The 16,210-nt window shown below is 37.8% G+C and carries 13 protein-coding genes and 1 riboswitch; all 13 genes read right to left on the bottom strand.

The features are described from left to right. Positions 1-5 precede the first annotated feature (5 nt). A complete protein-coding gene (locus EO119_RS00460; protein WP_126940277.1) occupies positions 6-1,901 on the bottom strand; it encodes a glutamine synthetase in 1,896 nt (631 codons plus the stop codon). A gap of 119 nt (positions 1,902-2,020) precedes the next feature. After that, positions 2,021-2,473 carry a GatB/YqeY domain-containing protein gene (locus EO119_RS00455; protein WP_126940276.1) on the bottom strand — a complete coding sequence of 151 codons (453 nt, stop codon included), beginning with the start codon at positions 2,471-2,473 and terminating at the stop codon, positions 2,021-2,023. 20 nt (positions 2,474-2,493) lie between these two features. Next, positions 2,494-2,673, bottom strand: a complete 180-nt coding sequence (rpsU, locus tag EO119_RS00450; protein WP_009353131.1) for a 30S ribosomal protein S21 — start codon at positions 2,671-2,673, stop codon at positions 2,494-2,496. Positions 2,674-2,797: 124 nt separating this feature from the next. Then, on the bottom strand, positions 2,798-4,945 hold the full coding sequence (locus tag EO119_RS00445; protein ID WP_126940275.1) for a TonB-dependent siderophore receptor: 2,148 nt from the start codon (positions 4,943-4,945) through the stop codon (positions 2,798-2,800). 20 nt (positions 4,946-4,965) lie between these two features. Further along, complete coding sequence (locus tag EO119_RS00440) at positions 4,966-5,916, bottom strand: ABC transporter substrate-binding protein (RefSeq protein ID WP_126940274.1); 951 nt, start codon at positions 5,914-5,916, stop codon at positions 4,966-4,968. A 291-nt stretch (positions 5,917-6,207) separates the two neighbouring features. Then, a complete protein-coding gene (locus EO119_RS00435; RefSeq protein WP_126940273.1) occupies positions 6,208-7,485 on the bottom strand; it encodes an amidohydrolase in 1,278 nt (425 codons plus the stop codon). Positions 7,486-7,494: 9 nt separating this feature from the next. Beyond that, a complete protein-coding gene (mtnA, locus tag EO119_RS00430) occupies positions 7,495-8,547 on the bottom strand; it encodes an S-methyl-5-thioribose-1-phosphate isomerase (protein WP_126940272.1) in 1,053 nt (350 codons plus the stop codon). A gap of 28 nt (positions 8,548-8,575) precedes the next feature. Beyond that, positions 8,576-9,448, bottom strand: coding sequence for an Hsp33 family molecular chaperone HslO (gene hslO, locus EO119_RS00425; protein ID WP_009353508.1), 873 nt, complete (start codon positions 9,446-9,448; stop codon positions 8,576-8,578). A gap of 14 nt (positions 9,449-9,462) precedes the next feature. Further along, positions 9,463-9,921: a 6,7-dimethyl-8-ribityllumazine synthase gene (gene ribE / locus EO119_RS00420; RefSeq protein ID WP_126940271.1), complete on the bottom strand. Its 459-nt coding sequence runs from the start codon at positions 9,919-9,921 to the stop codon at positions 9,463-9,465. A gap of 76 nt (positions 9,922-9,997) precedes the next feature. Next, positions 9,998-11,194, bottom strand: coding sequence for a bifunctional 3,4-dihydroxy-2-butanone-4-phosphate synthase/GTP cyclohydrolase II (locus tag EO119_RS00415; protein WP_126940270.1), 1,197 nt, complete (start codon positions 11,192-11,194; stop codon positions 9,998-10,000). A 14-nt stretch (positions 11,195-11,208) separates the two neighbouring features. Further along, a complete protein-coding gene (locus EO119_RS00410; RefSeq protein ID WP_009353516.1) occupies positions 11,209-11,862 on the bottom strand; it encodes a riboflavin synthase in 654 nt (217 codons plus the stop codon). Further along, positions 11,843-12,973, bottom strand: coding sequence for a bifunctional diaminohydroxyphosphoribosylaminopyrimidine deaminase/5-amino-6-(5-phosphoribosylamino)uracil reductase RibD (ribD, locus tag EO119_RS00405; protein WP_038144635.1), 1,131 nt, complete (start codon positions 12,971-12,973; stop codon positions 11,843-11,845). Before ribD ends, EO119_RS00410 begins: the two co-directional genes overlap by 20 nt. Positions 12,974-13,068: 95 nt before the next feature. After that, positions 13,069-13,199, bottom strand: a riboswitch (FMN riboswitch). A 133-nt stretch (positions 13,200-13,332) separates the two neighbouring features. Further along, positions 13,333-16,149, bottom strand: coding sequence for an FAD-binding and (Fe-S)-binding domain-containing protein (locus EO119_RS00400; protein WP_126940269.1), 2,817 nt, complete (start codon positions 16,147-16,149; stop codon positions 13,333-13,335). Positions 16,150-16,210: the final 61 nt, after the last annotated feature.

Raw genomic sequence — 16,210 nt, 5'->3', positions numbered from 1 at the left:
ACCTATTATAGAATATTACGAGTATATTCTGCATATAACGCTTCTAATTCAAGCACTTTTTCATTCATTTCAACTTGCAATGTAGATGCTGTATCATAATCACCTTTTGCCAATGCATCAGTGATGCGCGTGAATAAAGATTTGCTATCTACACTATCTTTTGCCAAGTATAAACGTAATGTATTGACTTTATTCCAGTTTGCACTATCAAATGCATCTGCTGTATCATGAACAGCTTGTAAAGAGCGCACTAATTGAATATTAGCTGGCACAATGCGGTTTGCTAGTTCCAATGTCCAACGTTTTAAAATACCCGCCATAAAGGAATCCATTAAATCTTGTTCAAAAGCACCACCCAATGTTAAAGATGCTACTTTTTCTGGATTGTTTGTATAGCCTTGGATATTTTCCCATACAGTAGCAGGGGCTTTACCAAATTTACGATCACGCTCTTCTGCTGTAAAATCATCAAATACATCCACTTCTGAGCGATATTCACGGGATGTTTCTAGATAGTCAGCTGCTTCCCCTTCTTTTTTGGATAATTCAGCTAAAATCGTTTCTGGTGCCTTACCAGATGTGATGACATATTTCATGCCATCGAAAGCAGATAAATAAATCAATGCTAATGCAGTATATGTATTCGTATATGGGTTTGGTGAACGCAATTCAAAACGAGTTGCCATCGGTGTATCCACATCGCGAATCAAGCCACAAAGGATCGTACGATTACGACTTGGCAATGCAGGATCTGTACCCAAGGATGTTACGATACATACAGGTGCTTCAAAGCCTGGTTTTAAGCGATTCAAGGAGTCTGTTGTGGAGGAAATAAATGGGTTGATAGCTTCGTAGTGTTTTAATAGACCCATAATAGCACCATATGCCAATGGGCTAGCATGTTCTTTACGTAAATCCGCTGGGGAGAACAAATTGTGGACTTTGCCATTTTTCATTTTCACCATTACACCAAAATGTGTATGCTCCCCAGAACCTGCTACACCGATGATTGGTTTCGCATTAAAAGTAACATCTAAACCATTTTCACGGAACACTTCACGAACAATGATACGGGCTTGTAATTCATTATCTGCTGTTTGCAATGGATTATTTGTATATTTCCAGTCAATTTCTAATTGTTCTAATACCCAGTCCACATTACCTTCATCGTCAAGTTTGGCTTTTACCCCACCTACTTCTTTATGGCCCATTTCTGCATGTAAACCATATTTATCCAATAAGGATACTGCTTTTTCTAAAGCTGTACGCACGGAACCATGAGTACGTTGCCAGTATTGCTCTTGTAGTTTTTGAGATACGGATAACGCTTTTGCATCTACATTTCTGGACGGTGTTTTCACCCAAAATTCCAATTCTGTAGCAGATGTAAAGATAACGTCAGCGATTTCATTAGCATCGATAAATTCCATGCCTTTCACTTGGTTCGCTTGTAATAATTTCATCAATTCTTCTTTTACATATTCACAGCTACGTTTTAAGATAGAACGAGAATCTACATAACGATCACAGTGTTTTAAGAATGCTGGAATACGAAGTGTACCAGTTGGTTTACCTGTTTTTTCATCAATATGTTCATAGTTATAGTCTACAAACCAATTCACACTTGGATCGCCCCACATATCTACACGGGCATTGTTCAATGTTGCAATATTAGTTAATACAACAGAAGAACCATCTGTTTGTACCGCACGACCTTCAAAAAAAGATTCATAATCATCAAAGAATTGCTCCATTGGAATTTTTTCATCTGTATCATTACCTGCAAGATCAACCCCTACTAAAGATACAAAACGAATTTCTGGATGTTGTTCTAGTAAGGCAAGAACACCTTCTTTACCATATTGGCCCGCTGGAATGTAGTATAATAATTCTTTGCTCATGATAAACCTCCTCATAATAAACAAAAAGACTCTAAGAAACTATGTTTCTTAGAGTCCTCATTGACTTAGTATTATATTATGCGATTATAGTAACATAATCAAATAAGTCTGTCAACTCATTAGTTGACTTTTGCAAGTTCTTCTTTGACAATTGCATTGACTAACTTGCCATCTGCACAGCCCTTAGTCTTTGGCATTACCAATGGCATAAGGTCACCCATCTTAATCGGTGCAGTTAGGGTGGAAATCGCTTCTACCACAATGTGACGAACTTCTTCCTCACTTAATTGGGCAGGCAAATATTTTGCTAATACTTCCATCTCAGCTTTTACTTGAGCAATCAAGTCATCACGATGACCCTTCTCAAACTCAGCTAAAGAATCTTGACGAATTTTCATTTCCTTCGCTAATATAGCGATAATATCTGAATCCTCTAATTCAATTTTCTTATCGATTTCTGTATTTTTTATGGCGCTATTTACCATGCGAATGACTGAAAGAGCAACCTTACCCGCTTCGCGAGCTTTCATAGCTTCTTTCATATCTGTTTTAAGCTGATCTTTTAAGGACATGTTGTACCTCCAAGATTGACTTACGCTTTGAATTTGCGTTTTCTTGCTGCTTCAGATTTTTTCTTTCTTTTTACGCTTGGTTTTTCGTAATGTTCGCGTTTGCGTACTTCAGATAAAACACCTGCTTTTTGGCAGGAGCGTTTAAAACGACGAAGTGCACTTTCAAGCGATTCATTTTTACCGACTTTAATTTCTGACATCTATATCCCCCCCTCCAAAACGTATAATGGAAGTGCAGGTAATTTATATACGCACATACAGATATTATAAGCAGTTGACATATATTTGTCAAGCCTAGTCCCCTATACTCTCTAGGATTTTATCTTACCAGGTCATTTCCATACCCATGCGATACATACGACCATCAATATACAAATCATGAACTTCACGATTTAATAGATTATCAATTCCTATGTAGGCAGATAATCCATTATTCCATTTTTTGTTCACACTGAAGTTCAATGTGTTAAAGGAATATTCATTATAACTATTAGCACCGCGATTTCGCGCTTCTTCAAAACCATATTTATGTGTAAAGCTATTCCATAATACAGCACTATATCCATTGGATTTATGGTCATCATAAATCAGCTGTAACGTGCTAATAGAACGCGGACGATTACTTAAACGTTCATGAGTACTCATATCTTTAGCATCCACCAAATTATAAGTACCTTTTACTGTAAATTTATCGGTTATTTTATGACCTAAAGTGACTTCAAAACCTTGTATTTTTGCTTTACCAACATTGTAGTATTGATGGCGTTGTGATACTCCTACCACATCTGATTGGATACGATGACTATCAATTAGATTCCTTACTCTTGTATGATAATAGGAGGCTTTACCAAATGTTTTACCACGTTCAGCTTCTAAGGCAACATCCAAAGATGTAGAAGTTTCAGGTTTTAAATTTGGATTTCCTACAATATTCAACACTCCCATTGGTGTTGTGTGGAACATATTTAAGTATAATTCTGAAATACTTGGTGCTTTGTATCCTTTACCAAAGTTAAATTTTACCCGTGTATGTGTATCGATTCCATAGACTACACCCACTTTTGGTGTTACATTATGCCCAAATTGACTATTATGTTCATACCGAATAGCTGGTGTGAAAGATAGTTTTGGATTTACTTGCCATAAATCTTCTACATAGGTTGCCCAAGAATCATAATGAAACTTTTTAGTTTGTTTCATTTTATGTGCATCTAATCCACCTAGGCGTGTACCTTCATAGATGACACGTCGATACTCACCACCAAATGTTACATTATGATGATCCCCTACATACATAGTGTCCTTTCCTTCGAGGACAATATTTTTGTACTTAGCCGTATCGTAATCACTAGCTGGATATAAGGACTGATAATCAAACTTCAATGATGTTGGTGGTTTTGGTGGTTTACTTGGCATCATCACATTGATAATACCTTCAGGTAAAGTACGGTCATCTGTCATTAGATAATTTTTATCTAATTGACTATAATAAGCTCCTATTTCATAATTATTTCTATTGGTTTTACCACTGTAAGTAATACCCGTTTGTACACTCTTATTATCGAAATATTCTGTCTTATTCAAATTGACAGGTACCATTTTGGGGGCTGCTGCAAATACCATTCCACTTTTATGGAATACAGTCGTATATTTATCAGCATTATCAGTTTGTAGCTTTTCTTTAAAATAACTAAAATCTACTTTAATTTTATTTTGATTAGCATTTTTTAAATCATAAATAACACTACTATTATAGGATTGTTTATGACCATACATGATACGACGATATCCTTCAGTATAGCCTGTTAATTGTTTTGTTCTCTCATTGAAAGTCTGATCTGCCATATGTCGATTGATAGGTCTTTCTTTCGTCACATTCACATTGAAACTTGCATTCCAACGATCTTGAGCCCCACTATTAAACGTATAATGTGCTTGCTCATGTTTAGTACCGCTAGATACACCTAAAGATTGTGACATATCGGTAGGCTGCTTCGTAATAATATTAATGATACCGCCCATAGCATCTGAGCCATATAAAGCAGAGAATGATCCACGGACAATTTCAATGCGATCCACTTGGTCTAAATTAATGCGGCGCAAGGTGTACACATTCGTCGTATTAGATGCATCTTCACCGGCTAAGCGACGGCCGTTTACGAGTACAAGGGAATGGCGTGATTCCATACCACGAATCATTACCTGATTACCAGTCATGCCTGCTTCTGATAAATTAATATTATCAGCTAATTGTAAAGCACTTTCTACTGTATCTGCCCCTAATCGTTTCATATCTGATTGAGTAATAACTTGTACCGCAGCAGGACTATTTTTAATAGTTTCTTCTCGTTTTGATGCCGTAATAACTACTATATTATTATCACTTGTATCCATTGCATGTGTTACATATACAGGTGCTAATAAAGTACTGAAAATAGCTCCACATAAGGATGCTTTTAAAAGTTTATTCATGATAAAACCTCCTAATATATTTATTCATATAATGCTTTGTACATTAATTCCAGTGTTTGCGTAATCCGTGTGCCAGGATTTAAGGCGAATAAACCACCTGGAACATAGTGAATCTGACCATTTTCTACTGCTTGTACGTGTTGCCAAGCTGGATTTGATTGCATTTCTTTTATAAAAGACTCTTTAATCGAAGGATCAGGATACATAACTACAAAAATAATTCGCTCAGGATTTTGTTCCTGTATAAATTCTAAACTCAGTGGTACATAAGGCGCTTCGCTCTTCATATATTTACCAATGTTATCGGCACCTAATGTATCTAACAATTTACCGCTGAAAGAATGATCTGTGCTGACGTTTAGATTACCTGGTGTACCCAGTAACAACAATGTTTTAGGATGTGGCTTATCCTTTATTTTCGCTTGATAGTCTGAAAATACAGTATTAATTTTCTCTATTTGCACCTTGCTTATATCTGGATGGTTCGTTAGCTCGCCGAATAGTTGCAAGGATCGATTGACATCTTCAAAGGAATCTAAATCATTAATATACAACGGAATGTTCGCTGATGTTAAAGCCTCCCGAAGTTTTATGTGATTTGCTATATTCATTCCAATCACTAAATCAGGATTTAGGCTAATAATCTTTTCTACATCAGGATTGTATGTGTTCCCTACAGAGGGAATGTCTTTTACCTTTTCTTGTAACTCTCCTGTCAAAGAGGCAGCATCCATACGCCCCACAATAGTTCCTTCAACGGCCAAATACATATCAATATTGGCTGTATTTAAGATGACAACCCGTTTGGGATGACTTGGCATAGTCACAGAAGTTCCCGTCTTGTCAATTTCCGTTCTTGTTGATGTCTCTTGAGTCACTGCTGTTGGCGTATCAGCAGTCCAAGAGCACCCTGATAGCACCATCAAACCACATAGAACAGAGGCACAAGCTACTGCATTCCACAATCGCATTAGTTTCCTCCTAATAAAAAAATCCACTTTCCCTAAGGAAAATGGAACTTATCCGAATACTATATATTGAGCACTTGCTCACTTGTTACTTAAATTTACGAATTGTTAAATCAATTACTGTTATAATATAATAGTTGATATTTTTTGTCAATTAAAAGCGAGGTCATAAAGACCTCGCTTATATAGGTTATACCTATTAAACTTTCATAATGTTAGTACGCTACTATGACCCATGATCACAGCATAGGAATTATATATAACTACTATGTCGGAATACACTGATGGGTAGCATTACCCTTGAAAGATCGCCTGCGCTTGTTGTATTTCATAACGCAACTTTTCTTCATCAATAGTCAATAATTCTTTATCTTTCATCACTACTTTACCACCCACAAGAACGGTAGTAGCATCTGATGAATTGGCCGCATACACTAAGGATGCTACATCATTATACCGTGGTTGCCAATGCAATCCTGACGTATCATACAATACAATATCTGCCCGATATCCTACATCTAATATGCCCAAATCATTATAATCTAATGCTTTAGCTCCCATGACTGTACCAAGCTCCCAAGCCGTTTGAGCAGGTATTGCCAATGGATCGTATAAACGAGCTTTATGTAGCATAGCTGCTAAACGCACTTCTTCTAGCATATCTGCATTATTGTTACTAGCAGAACCATCTGTACCTAAGCCTACCACAATTCCTTTAGCAAGCATTTCTGGCACTGGTGCAATACCACTGGCTAATTTTAAATTCGATTGTGGATTATGAGCTACACGAACAGATTTTTCTTTCATAATATCCATATCTTCATCTGTTACATGCACACAATGGGCTGCTAAACAACCTAAATCAAACAAGCCTAAGTCATTCATATGTGCAATAGGAGTTTTACCAGTAGCTTTTATAACATTTTCCACTTCTCCTTTTGTTTCACTTAAATGCATATGAACTTGTGCCCCTAAATCATGACCTAGTTGAACCACTCGTTCTAAATAAGTATCGGGACAAGTATATGGTGCATGAGGACCTAGCATAACTTTAATTTGCTGCTGATTATATCCATGATAGTTAAGGAATAATTCTCTACTTTCTACTAAAGCTTGTTCTGCCGTAGGTGCCACACCAGCCATACCACGAGATAAAACGGCACGAATACCTGTTTCTTTCACAGCCTCAGCCGTCTGATCCATAAAGAAATACATATCACTAAAACAAGTAGTACCAGAACGGAACATTTCTGCAATACCTAACTGTGTACCCCAATAGACTAAGTGATTATTCAATTTAGCTTCTGCTGGCCAAATAGCAGTTTGCAACCAATCCATTAACTCCAAATCATCTGCGTAATTACGCAATAAGCCCATAGCAATATGAGTATGCGTATTTACCATTCCTGGGGCTGCTAGCATACCTCTACCATCAATCACTTCTTTAGCTTGAAGTACAGCATCATTAGAAACAAATTCTTTAATATATCCATTTTCAATGACAATGGCAATATCTCTTACAATTGAATTTTCTTGTAACACATCTACATGTGTGATAACAACATCAACCATGTTCAACTCCTATTTCCTTTTCTTTTCTTGTAAATTGCGAATACTTTCATTAAACGGAGGTCGCAACACACCTTCTTCTGTGATAATAGCGGTCACTAAATCATGAGGTGTTACATCAAAAGCTGGATTCAATACTTCAATGCCTTGCGGTGCTGAAGGAACGCCTTGGAATTGCAGTACCTCTTGAGGATTACGCATTTCAATAGGAATATCCTTACCACTTGCCATAGAGAAATCGAATGTACTATACGGAGCGGCTACATAAAATGGAATATTATGATGTTTGGCTAATACGGCAACACTATATGTGCCAATCTTATTGGCCACATCACCTTCTAAAGTAATACGGTCAGCCCCCACAATCACTGCATCAATAAGACCTTGTTGCATAGCATAACCAGCCATATTATCTGTTTGTAATGTCACAGGAATACCATCTTCATGAAGTTCAAAAGCAGTTAGTCGAGACCCCTGCAATAACGGTCTTGTTTCATCTGCATACACACGATCCAATTTACCTTGTGCATGGACTTCTCGAATCACTCCTAATGCGGTGCCTATCCCTGCTGTAGCCAAAGCTCCTGCATTACAATGTGTCAAAATACGATATGTTTCTTTATCTTGGAATAATGTAGCTCCATGTTTTGCCATGCTTTCATTTAAGGCAACATCTTCAGTATCAATAGCGATAGCTTCTTTTACAAGAACCGCATCTAACTCGCCAATATCGCCTGTGAAAGTATCTACAATACGCAATACTCGATCAATAGCCCACATTAAATTAACAGCTGTCGGTCTAGTTTGGCGTAAGGTTTCCGCAAAAGCTCTAAATTCAGACAAAATCTCTGCACTAGCCCCACCACGATGATAGCTCTCACGGAAGGCAAGAATTAATCCATAGGCGGCTGATACACCAATAGCAGGGGCCCCGCGCACACGAAGCATTTTAATGGCTTCAGCCACTTGACGCCAGTCAGTACAACGTACATATTCCAAAGATGCAGGTAATTTCGTTTGATCTAAGATAATAACTTCTGATCCATTCCATTCAATACTTTTCATACTGGTCCCTCCATAGAAACAAGTAGCATTAATGTGTTTCTTCGATTAATAAGGTTTGCATGTCTTCCTTAGAAAAGCGATATTTTTCATTACAGTAGTGACAAGTTAATTCTGTCACTTCATCTTGGGCTAATTCTTGTTTATCATGCATTGGCAAACTTGCTAATCGATCAAAAAATCGTTCTCGACTACAAGGACATGCAAAATGAATACGCTCACTATAGACCTCTTGCACAGTAAATCCATCCAAAATGCGTTCCATCAAGTGTTCCGCATTAGGATTTGCTTTCAAATAATTAGTCACAGGTCCAATGGTTTTCAAATTTGCTTCAATTTTATCAAATGCATCATTTGTTACATCCGGTAAAGCTTGTACTAAAAAACCACCTGCTACAATCGTATGGTAATCTGGATCCACTAGTACACCTAGGCTAAGAACAGAACCTACTTGCTCAGACATAGCTAGATAATAGGCTAAATCTTCCGCCACTTCACCTGTTTGAATCGGACTTTGGGAAGTATAGTTTTGACGAAGTTTAGTAAACCGAGTCACTTGAACCTCTCCATTACGCCCTACAGCAGCCCCTACATCAAGCTTTCCTTCTCGCAATAGTGGTACATCTACATGGGGATGGTCCACATATCCTCGTACAGTGTTATTACTGAATGCATCCACATGAACAATGCCCAAAGGTCCATCACCACGCAATCGGATACTTACATTTTCATCATTTTTAAAATCACTAGCCATTAACATAGCCCCAGTCATAGTACGACCTAAGGCAGCTGTTGCTACCGGCCACAAATCATGGCGAACTCTCGCCTCTTCTACTGTATCAGTAGTTACGGCAATGGATAGCCGCAATCCTTCTGCTGTTGTATAACGTTTAATAAAATCCACGGATATCCTTCTTTCTATATAGATTCCAATAGATTGATCATTTCAATAGCACCCATAGCGCAATCAAATCCTTTATTACCGGCTTTTGTACCAGCACGTTCGATAGCTTGTTCAATGTTTTCTGTTGTGACTACACCGAACATAACAGGGACACCGGATTCTAAGGATACATGAGCAATCCCTTTTGCCACTTCATTACATACATAATCGTAATGGGTAGTAGCACCACGAATGACTGCACCTAAACAAATGACAGCATCATATTTGCCACTTTTCGCCGCTTTTTGAGCAATTAAAGGAATTTCAAAAGCACCTGGTACCCAAATAGTAGTAATATCACTATCTTGCACGTCATGACGCAATAATGCATCTTTCGCACCGCTAATTAATTTAGATGTGATGAACTCATTAAAACGGGAACCTATAATAGCAAATTTCTTACCTGTACCTATTAATTTACCTTCTTGAATCATTGTAATTCTCCTTTATTCATATAAGACATATATGGACCTAAGCACACTGTTTATTAGGTGTTATTTTCATATATTATTACAGCATATGACGCATTTTTTCTTTTTTTGTATTTAAATATTTTGCATTAATACTATTTGCTTTAATCACAATAGGAACTCGCTTAGATACAGTGATTCCCCAACGCTCTAAATCCTCTTTCTTTTCTGGATTGTTCGTTAACAACTTAACACTTTTTACATCTAATTCACGTAACATTTGTGCTGCTAAAGAGTATTCACGCATATCTGGAGGAAATCCTAGTTTCACATTGGCTTCCACTGTATCGTACCCTTGATCTTGTAGTGTATAGGCTTTAATTTTATTCGTTAATCCAATGCCACGCCCTTCTTGACGCATGTAGATAACGATGCCTTCGCCTTGCTCTTCAATAGAGCGCAATGCATTTTCCAATTGTTCCCCACAGTCACAGCGATGAGAACCAAATACATCTCCTGTTAAGCACTCAGAATGAATACGCATCAACACATCAGATTTTCCACGTACATCACCTTTTACAATCATAAGATGTTCTTTATGATCTACTTCATTTTTAAACACAATGATGCGGAAATCACCGAACTTTGTAGGTAGTTTTGTTTCTGCTGCAATGCTTACTAATCTATCGTGTCGCTTTCTGTATTCCACTAAAGCTTCTACAGAAGCAATCTTTAAATTATGTTTTTTACTGAAAGCCAATAAATCATCCATACGTGACATATAGCCTTCATCATTGGTAATTTCACAAATTGCTGCCGCAGGATATAATCCAGCTAGTTTACAAAGGTCAATAGATGCTTCTGTATGGCCCTGGCGTACTAATACTCCACCTTCTTTGTAACGCAACGGAAATACGTGTCCAGGACGTCTAAAATCTTCTGGTTTTGCATTTGGATCAATGAGTTTTTGCATCGTTACAGCACGTTCTTCTGGAGAAATGCCTGTGGTCGTATCCACATGGTCTACTGATACAGTAAACGCTGTTTCATGATTATCCGTATTCTTTTCTACCATTTGAGGAATACCAAGTCGTAGCAAATCACCTTCCAACATCGGTGTACACAATAAACCTCGAGCCTCTTTGATGATAAAGTTAATGCTTTCACGAGTAGCAAATCCAGCAGCCAAAACTAAATCACCTTCGTTTTCACGACTTTCATCATCTACAATAATCACAGGCTTTCCTGCTTTTAAGTCTTCAATTACTTCTTCAATAGAGTTTAATGTATAGGACATAAATATCATCCTTTCTATAAAAAGCCGTTACGCACTAAAGTATCCATCGTCACTGTACTAGTATTAGTAGACTCCAGATGAGTTTCTTTCATAAAATGCTCAATATAACGGCCAAAAATATCTGTTTCTAAGTTCACTGTAGTACCAATAGTAGCATATTGCAAAATAGTGTTTCCAATCGTATGAGGTATAATAGAAATTTCAAACCAACCAGTTCCCACCTTGGAAACAGTCAAACTAGCTCCATCCACAGTGATAGACCCTTTGTATATAACATAGTGTAGAATAGCATCATCGGCAGCGATACGGAACACAATGGAATTACCCACATGATCTTTACCGATAATCTTGCCTTGACCGTCCACATGCCCTGCCACTACGTGGCCACCGAAACGACCGTTGGCAGCCATAGCTCGTTCTAAATTTACCTTACTTCCTGCTGAAAGATTTATTAATGATGTCATTTTAACTGACTCTGGCATCACATCTGCTGTAAATCTTTGGGCTCCTATGTTCGTGGCTGTTAAGCATACACCATTGACCGCTACGGAATCACCAATTCTTAAATCATCAAAAATTATAGTTCCTGCAATTTCAAGGGTAAGCGAGCTTTGGGAACGTTTTACACTCTGTATGGTCCCTATTTCTTCAATGATCCCCGTAAACATAAACGCCTTCTCTTCCTCTTCGATAACTAATTATTTTCATATTATCACCAACAGCCATCACTTCATCAATATCTAGCTGTACTGCTTCATCTAAACTAGAAAAGCCTAAACCACCCACAGCTGGTGTAGCTCCAATACCTCCAATAATACGATTCCCAATATAGGTTACCAATTTATCAAAAGATTTAGTTTCTACAAAACTAGCCACCACTTGGCTTCCACCTTCAATGAGTAAACTCATACATTGACGAGCACCTAGTTCTTCCAAAATAAAGGAAATGTCTAAACCTCTTTCATTGGATGGCGTCACAATAACTTCTGCTCCCTTATCACTGAAATCTCCCATTTGTTCTAGCCCACACTCTTCGCCAACAAATATTGTTATATTGCGATTAGGTACTGTCCAAATGGTTGCATCTAGTGGAGTTCTACCTTGAGAGTCTAGAATGTATAAATGCGGTTGATTTTCTACGGTTTCTTGTGGAAGACGACAACTTAGTAATGGGTCATCCGCTATAATCGTACCTACCCCTACTAACATAGCATCTACTTCTTTACGAATACGATGACCATCGAGCCTTGCTTCTTCGTTGGTAATCCATTTTGATTCACCACTGGCAGTAGCAATCTTTCCATCTATGGACATGGCAGATTTTAAAATCACGAAAGGCTTACCCGTTTTAATGTATGTAATAAAAGCTTCATTCATTTCCACACATTGCCGTTCTAAAACGCCAATCTCCACTTCTATGCCCGCTTCTTGTAGCATAGCTAGGCCTTTACCCGCTACTAATGGATTAGGGTCAATCATACCAATGACAACCCTAGAGATACCTGCAGCTATTACGCGCTTAGCACATGGCGGTGTTTTTCCATAATGTGAGCACGGTTCTAGTGTCACATATAAGGTAGCTCCTCTAGCATCCATACCAGCTTGATGTAATGCATACACCTCTGCATGAGGCTCGCCGGCTTTTTGATGATATCCTTCACCAATGATGCGCCCATCTTTTACAATGAGAGCTCCTACCATTGGATTTGGAGATGTACATCCTCTTGCTTTTTCTGCTAATTCAATCGCTTTTGCCATATATTTTTCATCAGTTGTCATATGTGTCATGGCTCACCTCTACACAAAAAAGGGACTATATACATAGTCCCTTTAGCATTCCAAATATTTGATAACATACACAATAGCTATCAATATACTGTCTTTTCCCATCCAGACTTTACTGTCGGTTCCGGAATATCACCGGATCTGCTCTCAAGAGCTTGCGGACTATTATACCGCCGGTCAGGAATTGAGGTTCCCCTCGCACCTTGCCTCAAAGACTTCTTTATTTGATTTTAGTTCTTATCTTTATAAGATGACTTTATTGTATCATAAATTGCTTACTATAGCAATGTAATAAGAAAAACAGCCCTAAAGGGGCTGCTTTTCTTTTCATGTTGTATGAATATATTACACAGTTATTTAGAACATGCATCTAATAGGTAAGCAATACCGATGAATGGAATACCTGCACGTTCGCCTAAGCCGATTTCACATGTGGAGCTAGAGCTTACTCCTAATGTAGCCCCGTACTCTTTCACTTCATCTCCTAAATCCCGTGTAGCGGAATGGTTCAATTCTGGTGTAAAGAAACCTTTTTGCCCTGCGAAACCACAACATGTAAAGGATTTAATATTGAATACTTCATCAGTACATGCACGTGCAAGCAGTTCAATGTATTTTTCTTTGCCAGCTTTTTTGATTTTACATTGTTTGTGAACAATAACACGCTCTTTACACTTCACAATATCTAATTTAGGAACAATATGTGTGTATAAGAACTCAGATACATCAAGGATTGTTACAGATTTAATATGTTTGAAAGCATGGGAGAAACATGCAGAATGGTCAATCACAACTGGATATACACCACCACAGCTTGCTTCTAATAAAGCATTTTCTAAATCGCGTAATGCACGTTTATCAATGTCTTCATAGTTTTCAAAGCTCAAACCACAACATAAGTTTTCAATATGACGTGGATAAATGACATTATAACCTGCTTTTTTACATAAGTTTTCCATCACTTGTTGCAAGCTACGAGTATCTTTTTGACCTTGATTTGGTTTGAAAGCACGATTTGCACAAGTACTGAAATACACAACATTATCATTGCCTACTGTGTTACGTTGATTTTTCAAGGTATGGCGGTTAGCTTTTGGCAATGTAGTTGGTGCATATGGTGTCACACCTGTTAGTTCGTGAGCCCCTTTTGTGATTTTAGAGATTAACTTATTGGTAATCACTTTACCTGCTGCACCACCTAAGGTAACCCCCATGCGAGCTGCTGCCAAGGTAGCTGGGAAATTGTCATAAATCGCTTCTGCAATACCATGACCTTTTGCTGTTACTTTACGAACAGATAATGCAATTTGCGCTGTATCAATGCCTAATGGACATAACATGGAACACATAGAACATGCTGCGCATGTATCAACACCATAGTATTGATAACCTTCAGATAATGCATCTGCTTCTGCATGTTTACCTTCTTGACGAAGACGTGTTTCTTCACGTACCAAGGAAATACGTTGACGTGGTGTTAATGTTAAGTTTTTAGATGGACAGTTCTTTTCACAGAAACCACATTCAATACACATATTGAACAATGGATCAATAGCCGCCATCGCTTTCAAGTTCTTTTTATATACATCTGGATCATCTGTAATGATAACATCTGGATTGATTAAGTAATTAGGATCAAATAATTCTTTGATACGGCAATTAACTTGGTAAGCTTTCACACCCCACTCTAACTCAACGAATGGCGCTACCATACGACCTGTACCATGCTCTGCTTTAATACTACCTTCTACAGCTGCTACTTGTTCTGCCATTTCTTTCACAAGTCCACTAAAATTATCACGTTCTCTTGGATCATTCAAGTCTGGAGTAATGATAAAATGAACATTGCCACTTAAAGCATGTCCAAAGATAATACCATTATCCATAAAATCATATTTACGGAATAACTCTGTAATGATACCGATGCCTTTAACAAAATCTTCAATTTTAAAACATACATCTTCTGTAATTACCGTAGAACCAGATTTACGTTGTCCTGCTGCAATTGGCAACAACCCTTTACGAATATACCACCAAGAATTATATTCTTCCGGATTCGTAGAGTATAAGCTAGGAATAATAGTTGGAATATCTTTTAATTGTTCTTTAATATATTCCACTTGTTCTTCTAATTCTTGCTCATTATTACTTTCAGATTGGAATAGAATACAGCTAGTACCCTCTGGCACTCCACGTACGAAGTCCGGTACTTGTTCTAATTTTTGTACACTCTTAAGACTGAGGTAGTCCATCATTTCCGCAGATACTACATATTGACGTCCCATATTCGCTAAGGTTACAACTGCGCGAGACGCATCGGATAGCTCTTTATAGAACACAAGACCACAAGCCTTGAATTTCTTATCTTCTACTGTATTATATACCACTTCTGATACGAACCCTAATGTACCTTCAGAACCAATAAAAATATGATTTAAAATATCTACAATATCTTCAAAATCTACTAACGTATTAATCGAATAACCTGTAGTATTTTTAATTTTAAATTTACGTTGGATTAATTCTACTAATTCAGGATCATCAAAAATCCATTGACGAAGGTCTAATAAGCCTTTCACAAGGTCAGCACGAGAGGTCATGAAAGCTTGTACACTAGCTGGATCGCTAGTATCTAAAATTGTACCATCCACTAATACGACCCGTACAGATTTCACCGTTTGATAAGAGTTTTCTACAGTACCGCAGCACATACCTGAAGAGTTATTATTGAAAATCCCCCCTACTAAAGCACTTGCAATAGTAGCTGGATCTGGGCCAATTTTGCGTCCATAAGGAGCTAACTTTTCATTCGCATCGGCCCCAATAACGCCACAATCGCAACGTAATGCTTTGCCTCCGTCTAATACTTCCATTCGTTTAAAGCCATCATTCGCCACCACTAATACATGTTCACTAGAGCATTGTCCAGATAAAGATGTACCTGCTGCTCTAAAAGTCACTGGTGTACCATATTGATTTGCTAAAGCTAAAATACGAATCACTTCTGATTCATTATTAACTTTCACCACTACTTGTGGTACATACGAATAACAAGAAGCATCTACACCATAAGCATAGCGGTGTAAAAAATCTGTAAATACTCGATCAGGGCATACGGCCTGTGCTTCCGTAGAAAAAGAAGCAAAATCGTAACGTAACGGTGCTTTCATAATAGGACCTCCTAGCATTACTATATGTAGTATGATTTACAAATTTGAACGACTCGTTCAA

The sequence above is a fragment of the Veillonella sp. CNR 79/14 genome (genome assembly GCF_003992185.1).
Lineage (GTDB): Bacteria > Bacillota > Negativicutes > Veillonellales > Veillonellaceae > F0422.
This window is presented reverse-complemented; position numbering and strand designations above follow the sequence as displayed.

Excerpts from the sequence above, each read along its gene's own strand:
- EO119_RS00410 (WP_009353516.1), bottom strand. The coding sequence starts at position 11,862 with ATGTTTACGGGGATCATTGAAGAAATAGGGACCATACAGAGTGTAAAA.
- EO119_RS00440 (WP_126940274.1), bottom strand. The coding sequence starts at position 5,916 with ATGCGATTGTGGAATGCAGTAGCTTGTGCCTCTGTTCTATGTGGTTTG.
- ribE (WP_126940271.1), bottom strand. The coding sequence starts at position 9,921 with ATGATTCAAGAAGGTAAATTAATAGGTACAGGTAAGAAATTTGCTATT.
- rpsU (WP_009353131.1), bottom strand. The coding sequence starts at position 2,673 with ATGTCAGAAATTAAAGTCGGTAAAAATGAATCGCTTGAAAGTGCACTT.
- EO119_RS00435 (WP_126940273.1), bottom strand. The coding sequence starts at position 7,485 with ATGGTTGATGTTGTTATCACACATGTAGATGTGTTACAAGAAAATTCA.
- mtnA (WP_126940272.1), bottom strand. The coding sequence starts at position 8,547 with ATGAAAAGTATTGAATGGAATGGATCAGAAGTTATTATCTTAGATCAA.
- EO119_RS00415 (WP_126940270.1), bottom strand. The coding sequence starts at position 11,194 with ATGTCCTATACATTAAACTCTATTGAAGAAGTAATTGAAGACTTAAAA.
- EO119_RS00400 (WP_126940269.1), bottom strand. The coding sequence starts at position 16,149 with ATGAAAGCACCGTTACGTTACGATTTTGCTTCTTTTTCTACGGAAGCA.
- EO119_RS00445 (WP_126940275.1), bottom strand. The coding sequence starts at position 4,945 with ATGAATAAACTTTTAAAAGCATCCTTATGTGGAGCTATTTTCAGTACT.
- EO119_RS00460 (WP_126940277.1), bottom strand. The coding sequence starts at position 1,901 with ATGAGCAAAGAATTATTATACTACATTCCAGCGGGCCAATATGGTAAA.
- EO119_RS00455 (WP_126940276.1), bottom strand. The coding sequence starts at position 2,473 with ATGTCCTTAAAAGATCAGCTTAAAACAGATATGAAAGAAGCTATGAAA.
- ribD (WP_038144635.1), bottom strand. The coding sequence starts at position 12,973 with ATGACAACTGATGAAAAATATATGGCAAAAGCGATTGAATTAGCAGAA.